This is a genomic window from Buchananella sp. 103232, assembly GCF_058725725.1.
Window position 1 is genome coordinate 56,577 of record NZ_JBZXJM010000021.1, and the last position, 9,052, is coordinate 65,628.

Consider the following 9,052-nt stretch of genomic DNA (forward strand, 5'->3'; position numbering starts at 1 on the left):
ACCTGGCGCTACGCGCCCGGGGTCCGGCCCGCCGCCACCGGGGTGGCCGGTCGGACGGGGCGCGCGGGCTGGCGGCACTGGCGCCCCGGCGAGGTGGTCAGGCTGGGGCAGACCGCCCTGGCGCTGCGGCCGCTCACCGTCGGCAGCACGGTCCCAGACGCAGCGGGCGGGCACGGCGGGGCGGAGGGCGGAACGTCGGACAAAACAGGGCAAATCGGGCAGCCGGGCGGGCACGACGGGCCGAGCTTGTCCGGCCTGACCACCTCGCCGCTGAGCGCTCCCTTGCCTGCGGTGGGCGCGGGGAGCAGGGCGGGCACAAGCGTGCCGGGCGCGGCGGATACAGTCGGGGCTGCAGGCTGGTCCCTGGACGACGAGCGCGAGCACGCCCTAGGCGGAGGCGGCGGGCAGGACTCGGGACTGAGCGGCTACGGACGGTATGCCGGTGGTGGCGCGCGGGGCAAGGCGGGTCTCGGCACCTGGGTGGCGCGGCTGGCGATGCCGGTGGTGTTCATGCTCGCCTGGCCGCTCCTGCGCACCGGCGGGTGGCGGCGGGCCGCGCTGGTGATCGGCGCGGCCGTGGTGGCGTGGGCGCTCCTGCGCTGGGTGGGAGCGCCACTTTGGCGCAGGCTCTCCGCGCGGGTGCGCGAGTACCGCACCCGCCGCCTAGTGAGATCGGACCCGGCCCGGCTGCTCTACTCCGTCCTGCCGCGCCTGGCCGCCCAGTTCCCCGCCCCTGCGGCGGGTAGCGCGAGGACGGTACCCGGGGTGGCCCGGCAGCTCAGCCTGAGCCTGGACGCCACCGGATTCGCGGCGGGAGGTGCGGGGAGCGTCGGGCGGATCGCGCGGCCGGCAGGCGCCCGACCGGGAGGCGTTCGGCCGGGAGGTGCACGGGTGGGAGGTGCACGGGTGGGGAGAGCCTGGGCGCGGGTGGGCGAGGGCACGGGCGATGGGCACCGTGGGGGAGGACGGCTTTGCCCTAGCTCTCTGGCTCTCTGTCCAGGCCCTGTGCCTGGGGTGGCGGGTGGAGTGGGTCAGTGCCAGGCACTCCCCCGCTGCCGGGGGAAGCACCGCCGTCACCGAGACGCAGGCCGGCACCGTCCCAGCGCCCGGCACCGTCCCAGCTCCCGGCACCGTCCCAGCGCCCGGCGTAGGGGGCCCGGCGGGCGATTCGTCCCGGCCCGCCCGGCTTTACCTGGCCTGGGCGCCCACCGAGGCCCAGCTTCCCCACTGCAGACTGCTCGCCCCCGCAGGCCCGCTGCCCGGCGCCAACTGGCGTTCCAGCGCCCAGCGCTTCTGGGCGGCGCGAGTGCTGTTGCCCTGGCCCGGCCGGGCTGAGTCCGGCTGGGCCAGCACCCAACGTGCTCTCACCGGCCGCGACCGCGCTCAACCGGGCCCGGCCGGGCCGGGGCAGGGCGAGCTGGTCCCGCCGGCGGGTACCCAGCCGCAGCCGCTCCCGGCATGGGGAACGGCACCAGACCCGTTCTCCCTGTGCCCGCTGGGCCGCGCGGAGCTCACCTTCGCCCGCTCCCACCCGAGCCTGCGCGCCCCCATCGGGGTGGGCCAGGGCGGTCCCGTCTACCTGGACCTGGAGCGGGACGGCCCGCACGCCCTGGTGGCCGGCCGGACGGGGTCGGGCAAGTCGGAGCTGCTGACCTTCTTCCTCACCGGCCTGGCCCTGCGCAATTCGCCGGCCGATCTCAACCTGCTCCTGTTCGACTACAAGGGCGGCGCCACCTTCAACCCGCTGCGCGTCCTGCCCCACACTGTCGCGGTCCTGACGGATCTGGACGGCGCGGCGGGCGAGCGCGCCTTGCAGGCTTTGCAGGTGGAGCTGGCCCGCCGGGAGCGGCTGCTCACAGAGTTCGGGCGGCGGGAGGTGGGCCAGCTGCCGCCCGGCCAGCGCCCGGCGGCGCTGGTGGTGGCGGTGGACGAATTCCGGGTGCTGCGAGACTCCCACCCGCACCTCCTGGCCACGCTACTGCGCCTGGCGGCGCAGGGCAGGTCGTTGGGGATGCACCTGGTGCTGGCCACGCAGCGGCCTGCGGGAGCGATCAGCCCGGAGATCGCGGCGAACACGTCGGTGCGGATCTGCCTGCGGGTATCCACAGAGGTGGACTCGCGCGACGTGCTTGGCCACGCCGGCGCCTGCCTGCTGCCCTCCCCCGGCGGCGCGTTGGTGCAAACGGACGCGGAGGTGGAGATTCGCACTCCCGCGCTTGGGACTGGACGGCAGTCGTGGCGCGAGCAATCCGCCCGGGCGTGCGCCGAGCTGGGTGGGAGTCCCGCGCGGCCGCTGTGGGCCCCGCCCCTTCCCGCCGCTATCCCAGTGGAGCGCGTGGCGACCGCGGCCTGTCCCTACCCGGCCCTAGTGGTGGACGACGTTGCCGCCCAGGCCTGGACCCCGATTGCCGCCCCCGTGCGAAGCGTCCTGGTGGCGGGAGGGTCCGGGAGCGGCAAGTCGATCGCGTGCGCGCAGCTCGCCGCGAGCGCTTGGGCGGCAGGCGGGCGGGTGTGCGTGCTGGCGCACCCGGGCAATCCGGCGTGGGAGCCGTGGTGGGATTTGCCTGGTTTCGCGGCCGTGGATGGTCGCGACTCCCGACACATCGAACGCGTGCTGGCGTGGTGGGGGTCCCTGGCTCCCGGCGCGTTGGAGGGCGCCGTTTTGGTGATCGACGACGCCGATCAGCTGGACGCCCCGGGCTCGGGCGTGGTCGATTCGCTGGTGCGTAGCTTCCACTCGCTGGGCGGCGCGTGCATCCTGGCCTGCTCGCAAACTCGGGGCCTGGCCCGCCTGGCCCCTGGGCGGCTCCTGCTGGCCGGGGCTCCCGCAGAGCTCATGCCCCGGGCCGCCCAGGGCGGCCCGGGGCCCGCCACCCCCGGCGCTGCGCCTCCGCCGGCTCCGAGTGCCCCGGGGCGGGGCTTGTGGCTGGCGGAGGCGTGGGTGGCTTGCCAGGTCACGCTGCCCTCTGGGGCTGCCGCCGTTATCGCGCGTGGCCTGGCAGCCGAGAGGGAGGCCGCGCGCGAACGGATAGCGCAGCCGGTTCGTCCGGGGGCGCCTGGCGCGACAGCGGCGGCGGTCCAGCGCGATCAGGTGGCGATGTCGGTCGATCTGGGGGCGCCGGGTGTACTCCATCAACGGGCTGCGGCATGGACGGCCCAAAACCCCGCGCTGCCGGGCCCCTGCAGGCTGGCGCAGCTCCCACCGCCCGCGCCACCTGTGCCGCCCGTGGGGGCCGCGCCGGGCGCGGCACGTGCCCTGTCCGGCGTGGCCGGTGCTCCCACACCAACCACCCTCCCGACGCCCGCCGACCAGGGCGGCTGGCGTGGTCCGGGCAGCACGGGCGGACCGAGTGGGACGGGCGGGCCGCGAGGGCCTGGCGGACCGGGCGGTCAACTGGACTGGCTGGGGGTGGGCATGAGCCCGGCCGGGCCCGTCTGGGTGCCCAGCAACGTGGCGGTGATCGGTGCTCCCGGCGTGCTGCGGGATCAGGTGGAGGCCGGGCTGCGCATGCAGCTGCGGCCCGCCACGAGCCCGGCAGCCGGCGAGCCGGCGGGTGGGGAGGCGGACTGCCCGGTGGTGGCGGCTTCCCCGGAGGAGGCGCTGGGGGCGCTGCGTGGCCCGCTGGCTGAGGCAAAGGCGCGCGGCGCACTGGTGTTCGTGGGCCAGCTCAGCCGCGCGGCGCGGGCGCTGGCACCGGTGGATTTGGGGCAGTCCTCGCTCCACCCGGACGGGGCGATCGTCGTCTACCGCTCCGTGCAGGAGGTGCGGCTATGCCAGGAACTCAGCGGTGTCGGGGTGGAGCATCGCCCCCAGCACGCCCAGGGCTAGCGCACTGAGCGCGATCGTCAGTGCGCTGAGCGGGTATGAGGACATGAGGGTGATCGGGATGACCAGGCTGGAGACGATCAGCAACGGGCGGGCGTGACTGGCCTGCTTGGGCAAGCCAGTCACGCCGAAGGCGATCCCCACCGCCAGGAGCAGCCAGAGCGCCGCTGCCAGCATCCCGTCCGTCTGCCCGCTCAGCAGCAAGATCACCGCCAGGCCCGTGACCCAAAAGACCTCTGTGCAGGCCAGGGACCAGCCGGTGAGGGTAGCGCGCGGCATCGCCGCCAACCGGCCACGAAAGGAGGTGGGGTTTTCAGTCACAAGGAGCAATCCTATGGGCCACGCCGGCCTTGTGACCATCACCACCGCTAGTTGTGTTGTGAAGTAGTCGGTCAACTCTTGTCCCTCTCCTAGCAACATGTGAAGCTATGGGACGTTGATTTCTGGGGGAAGTTACAAGCCCTGGATTTAGTTAAAGGAGCCGCAATGGACTGGCGTAGTAGCGCCGCCTGCCTAGATCTGGACCCCGAGCTGTTCTTCCCGGTGGGGAATACCGGTTCGGCGATCGCCCAGATCGAGGCTGCGAAGTCCGTGTGCGCCCAGTGCAAGGTGCAGAGCACCTGCCTCGACTGGGCGCTGAGCAACGGCCAGGACTTCGGTGTCTGGGGCGGCAAGAGTGAGGACGAGCGTCGCTCTATCAAGCGACGCGCAGCGCGAGCCCGCAGGGCCAGCTGACCCGTCTGCAACACAAGGGGGTGGGGTGCGCTTTTGCGCACCCCACCCCCTTTGCGTGCTCCCTGCCGCTAGCCCCGCCCCAAGACCCCGGTCACCTGCACCATCATCCGCCCGCGCTCGGGGCTAATGCGCTCGGCCCGAGTCAACGCGACCGCTTGGCGTCGATGCGACCGACCGGCGTCGACGCAGTCTGCCCTGGCCGCCACGACCGCCCGCCGCCACTCCCGGCCGGCATTGCGCAAACGGTTGTAGGGTTTCCCGACCTTTTGAGCTCTTGGTGCAGCTGTTGAGCTTTTGGTGCACCGATTGAGGGGTTACCCGGCCGGGTAAGCCTACGACTGGTTCACTAAGCCCACGAGAGGTGCACCAACCCTACGAGAGGTGCGCTAAGCCCTCGATCGCTTGCGCACACCCGCACCAACCGCGAGCACCAGCGCCTCCTAACGCGACCGCAATGCCCATCCCCGGCCCCCAAGCTCGCAAATGCTGCAACGGGGTACATCCGACCGACCGGTGCCACGCCCCCAAGCGGTCGCATGTACCCCGACCGCACGCTTGTGAGCTCGGGGGCAACCCGCAGCGGCCACCACGGGGATCGGCACGGATTCCCGACGGTGGGCGGAACGTCGGCCACCACAGGCAGCCACCACGGGGATCAGCACGGATACCCGACGGCGGGCGGAACGTCGGCCACCACGGGTGAAAGGGCCGGGCGGCCTCTACCGGCCAAGCCGGGCGGCCTCTACCGGCCAGGCCGGGCGGCCTCTACCGGCCAAGCCGGGCGGCCGACACGGCACTACACCGCCACCTCGGCGCTCCCCCGCGCGCGCAGAACGGCGCCCCGCCTTTACTCGTAGCGCTCCCGCTTCACGTTGGCGCCGCGGGCGTGGGCCCGGATGGTCACGTCGGTCCCTCCACCGGGGCGGGCCCCCCAGTCGATGGTTCCGCGCAGTTCCCCGCGCACCAGGGTCTTCACGATCCGGGTCCCCAGGCCGCTGAGGGCGGCACCGTCCGCGATCCCTACCCCGTTGTCGAGCACGTGGATCACCAGGTCGTCGCCGCTGCGCTCGCTGGTGACCAGGATTTCCCCGTCCACCTCGCCAAAGCCGTGCTCCACGGAGTTGGACACGAGTTCTGAGAGCACTACGGCCAGGGTGGATGCCACGTCGGAGTCCACCTCGCCGAACGTGCCTTCCACCGTGGCGCGCACGTAGTTGTGGCTGGAGGCGACGGCGCTGGCCATGCGCACCACCTTGCCGGCCACCTCGTCGAAGTTGAGGGAGGAGTCGGCGCTCTGGGACAGGGCCTCGTGGACCATGGCGATCATGGAGACTCGCCGCTCGGCCTCCTCCAGGGCCTCCTTGACCTCCGGGAACTGGGAGCGGCGCGCCTGCAGGCGCAGCAGCGCGGAGACCGTCTGGAGGTTGTTCTTCACGCGGTGGTGGATCTCCCGGATGGTGGCGTCCTTGGTCATCAATTCCAGTTCGCGGTAGCGAATCTCGGTGATGTCGCGCACCAGGATGATCGCGCCCAGGCGCTCCTTGTTACGGGAGAGCGGGATGGCCCGCATGGCCAGGTGGGTGCCGTGCACCTCGACCTCGGTGCGCCAGGAGGCGCGTCCCATCAGTACCACCGCCAGGGTCTCCTCGACGGTGGTGTGCTCCTCGAGCGCCTCGGTGACCTTCTCTGCCAGGGTCTCCCCTACCAGGTTGCCGGGCAGGCCTAGGCGGGTGAAGGCGGAGATCGCGTTGGGGCTGGCGTGCAGCACCACGCCGTCGGCGTCGATGTGGACGGCGCCGTCGGGCACGCGAGGGCCGCCGCGCTTGGAGCCGGGGCTGTCCTCCGCAGGGAAGGTGCCGGCCGCAACCATGTTGCACAGGATCTCGGCGGCGGCCATCTGCCAGCGCTGCAGGGGGGACATGGCGTTGGCGGCCCCGGAGGCGGACTGGAGGGCCAGGACGGCGATGGTGCGCCCGTTGTGCACCACCGGGATCAGTCGCTCGGAGATGGCGTAGGTGCCCGCCCACCGCGTGTCCAGGGGGGTGACGATCGCGCCGGTCTCCATCGCCTCTAGCAGTGCACCGGCCCGCGTGCCGGGCAGGTGGCGGCCGATCACGTCGTCGATGTGCACGGTGGCGCCGGTGGCCGGGCGGCAGTGCGCGGCGGCCACGAAGCGCCCGGCCTGCACCGGCACCCACATGAGCAGGTCTGCGCTGGAGAGGTCGGCGATCACCTGCCAGTCTGAGACGAGTTTGTGCAGCCAGACGGCGTCCTCGCTGGTCAGTTGTTCACCGATCGCGGGGCCAAGGATGTCATTGAGGTGGGGCACGCGATTAGCCTAGCTGTCAGGTTCTCACCCCGGAGGTGCCCCATGGCCCAGTTCACCCACGTCGATTCCTTTGCCGCCCCGGCCGCCCGGGTAGGCGCGCTGCTGTCCTCGCAGGAGCTGTGGCGGGCCCGCCAGGATGCCCTGGCCAGGTGGGCAACCGGGCTGAGGCCGAGTGAGCTGGGGGCGCTGCCGGACTTGATGCGGCAGCTGGAGGGCACCAGCGTGCTCGCCTACCCGAACGGCGCCAGCCGGCTGGAGTTCACCATGACGGTTCACCCGCAGGCGTTGGGGGATGCGGCCTCAATGGTGAAGGCGTTCCTGAGCGGCGACCTGCGGGCGCACGTCACCGAGGAGTGGGGGGCGCCGGCCCCGGACGGTTCTCGCACGGGCAGGGTGGAGGTCCGCCTGGACAACCCGCAGGTGGTGGTGAGCGCGCAGGCCTCCCTCTACCCCACTGCGGACGGCTGCCAGCGCCGGTTGAGCGGGGGCGTCACCGTGAACGTGCCGCTACTGGGCGAGATGTTGGCGGGCAAGGCGACCGAGCACGTGGGCGGTCTTTGTTTGGCCGACGCTGCCGTGGTGCGCGCCCTGCTCTAGTGCGCTTTGGCGTGGTTCACGCCCGCTACCTGGGCCGGTGTGCTCGTGCGAAGATGGGGCAATGAGCAGTAACGCATTGTGGGCAACCCGTACCGGCAACCGTTCCTACGTGGGGCGTAACGCGAACGGAGCAGAGGTGCTGATCGGCGACGAGCCGGGCATGTTCAGCCCCGGGGAGTTGTTGCGACTGGCGTTGGCGACGTGCCACACGCTGAGTGCGGACAAGCGCCTGGCTGCCGCGCTGGGGGAGGCGTTTTCCGCCCACGTGGGCGTGGACGTGGTCAAGCCGGAGGGCGAGAACCGTTACTCCCACTTTGAGATGGAGTTCCTGACTGACTTGTCCGCGTTGGACGACGCGGCCCGCGCCACCCTGATGGAGCGGGTTGAGGGCGCGATCGAGCGCAACTGCACGATCGGCCACACCCTGGCCAACGGCGCCACCTACAACTTCGCTGTAGTTGACGAGGCCAGCGCGCAATGAGCGGCACCGGCAGCGGCTTGGGGGCCTACGAGGCGCTCCTAGCTGACGTGCTTGAGCACGGCGTGGAGAAGGAGGACCGCACCGGGGTGGGGACCCGCTCCGTGTTCGCGCGCCAGCTGCGCTACGACCTGTCTGAGTCCTTCCCGCTCATCACCACCAAGCGGGTGTTTTTGCGCGGCCTGGTGGAGGAGCTGTTGTGGTTCCTGCGCGGGGAGTCGAACAACAACTCGCTGCGGGAGAAGGACGTTCACATCTGGGACGAGTGGGCCGGGCAGGACGGCGAGCTGGGCCCGATTTACGGGGTGCAGTGGCGGTCATGGCCCACGCGCGACGGCGCCACCGTGGACCAGATCGCCACGCTGTTGGAGACCTTGCGCCGCGATCCCGATTCGCGCCGCCTGCTGGTGAGTGCCTGGAACGTGGGCGAGTTGAGCAAGATGGCGTTGGCGCCGTGCCACGCCTTTTTCCAGGTTTACGTGGCCAAGGGCCGCCTGTCCCTGCAGGTCTATCAGCGCAGCGCGGACCTTTTCCTGGGGGTGCCGTTCAACATCGCTTCCTACGCGCTGCTGACGCACATGCTGGCGCAGCAGGCGGACCTGGAGGTGGGAGAGCTGGTGTGGACTGGCGGGGACTGCCACGTCTACCGCAACCACTTCGACCAGGTGCGGGAGCAGATTTCCCGCCGCCCCTTCGCCTTCCCGCAGCTGCGGCTGCACCGCGCGCAGAGCATCGATTCCTACCGGTTTGAGGACGTGGAGGTGGTGGGCTATGAGCACCACGCCCCGATCAAGGCACCGGTGGCGGTGTGAGCGTGGAGGGATTTGAGCCGATGGACGACGTTACCTCCGACCCGATTGCTGACATCGCCGGCCCTGGAGCGATCTGGGCGCAGGACGTGAACGGCGTGATCGGGGACGGCCCCAACATGGCGTGGAACGTGCCGGGCGACTTCGCCCACTTCAAGCGCACCACGTGGGGCGGGGCGCTGCTGTTGGGACGGTTGACGTTTGAGAGCCTGCCGGGCGTGTTGGCCGGCTGAAGCGGCGCACGAAAAACGTCTATGGGTCCCAAGAGACTCGTTGTC

At 71.5% G+C, this 9,052-nt stretch carries 8 protein-coding genes; 6 read left to right on the forward strand and 2 right to left on the reverse strand.

Annotated elements, in window-relative coordinates:
• Window positions 1–946 precede the first annotated feature (946 nt).
• Window positions 947–3,829 (forward strand): FtsK/SpoIIIE domain-containing protein, encoded by a 2,883-nt coding sequence (locus AC4PWQ_RS03475; RefSeq protein ID WP_492089769.1) that lies wholly within the window; start codon window positions 947–949, stop codon window positions 3,827–3,829.
• Here the strand turns inward: AC4PWQ_RS03475 and AC4PWQ_RS03480 are convergent.
• Window positions 3,770–4,147, reverse strand: a complete 378-nt coding sequence (locus tag AC4PWQ_RS03480; protein ID WP_371173910.1) for a hypothetical protein — start codon at window positions 4,145–4,147, stop codon at window positions 3,770–3,772. The genes AC4PWQ_RS03475 and AC4PWQ_RS03480 overlap by 60 nt on opposite strands.
• A 165-nt stretch (window positions 4,148–4,312) precedes the next feature.
• Between AC4PWQ_RS03480 and AC4PWQ_RS03485 the strand changes: the two genes are divergently transcribed.
• A complete protein-coding gene (locus AC4PWQ_RS03485; RefSeq protein WP_371152546.1) occupies window positions 4,313–4,561 on the forward strand; it encodes a WhiB family transcriptional regulator in 249 nt (82 codons plus the stop codon).
• An 847-nt stretch (window positions 4,562–5,408) separates the two neighbouring features.
• Here the strand turns inward: AC4PWQ_RS03485 and AC4PWQ_RS03490 are convergent.
• A complete protein-coding gene (locus tag AC4PWQ_RS03490; protein ID WP_371163747.1) occupies window positions 5,409–6,890 on the reverse strand; it encodes a sensor histidine kinase in 1,482 nt (493 codons plus the stop codon).
• Between the two features lie 42 nt (window positions 6,891–6,932).
• On the opposite strand from AC4PWQ_RS03490, the gene AC4PWQ_RS03495 reads away from it, so the two are divergent.
• The 4 genes from AC4PWQ_RS03495 to AC4PWQ_RS03510 all read left to right on the forward strand — a co-directional run bounded on the left by AC4PWQ_RS03495 (window position 6,933) and on the right by AC4PWQ_RS03510 (window position 9,007).
• Window positions 6,933–7,487 (forward strand): DUF2505 domain-containing protein, encoded by a 555-nt coding sequence (locus AC4PWQ_RS03495; RefSeq protein WP_492089770.1) that lies wholly within the window; start codon window positions 6,933–6,935, stop codon window positions 7,485–7,487.
• 61 nt (window positions 7,488–7,548) lie between these two features.
• Window positions 7,549–7,968 carry an OsmC family protein gene (locus AC4PWQ_RS03500; protein WP_371152550.1) on the forward strand — a complete coding sequence of 140 codons (420 nt, stop codon included), beginning with the start codon at window positions 7,549–7,551 and terminating at the stop codon, window positions 7,966–7,968.
• A complete protein-coding gene (locus tag AC4PWQ_RS03505; protein ID WP_371152551.1) occupies window positions 7,965–8,777 on the forward strand; it encodes a thymidylate synthase in 813 nt (270 codons plus the stop codon). Before AC4PWQ_RS03500 ends, AC4PWQ_RS03505 begins: the two co-directional genes overlap by 4 nt.
• A complete protein-coding gene (locus tag AC4PWQ_RS03510) occupies window positions 8,774–9,007 on the forward strand; it encodes a dihydrofolate reductase (RefSeq protein ID WP_492089771.1) in 234 nt (77 codons plus the stop codon). Before AC4PWQ_RS03505 ends, AC4PWQ_RS03510 begins: the two co-directional genes overlap by 4 nt.
• Window positions 9,008–9,052 lie beyond the last annotated feature (45 nt).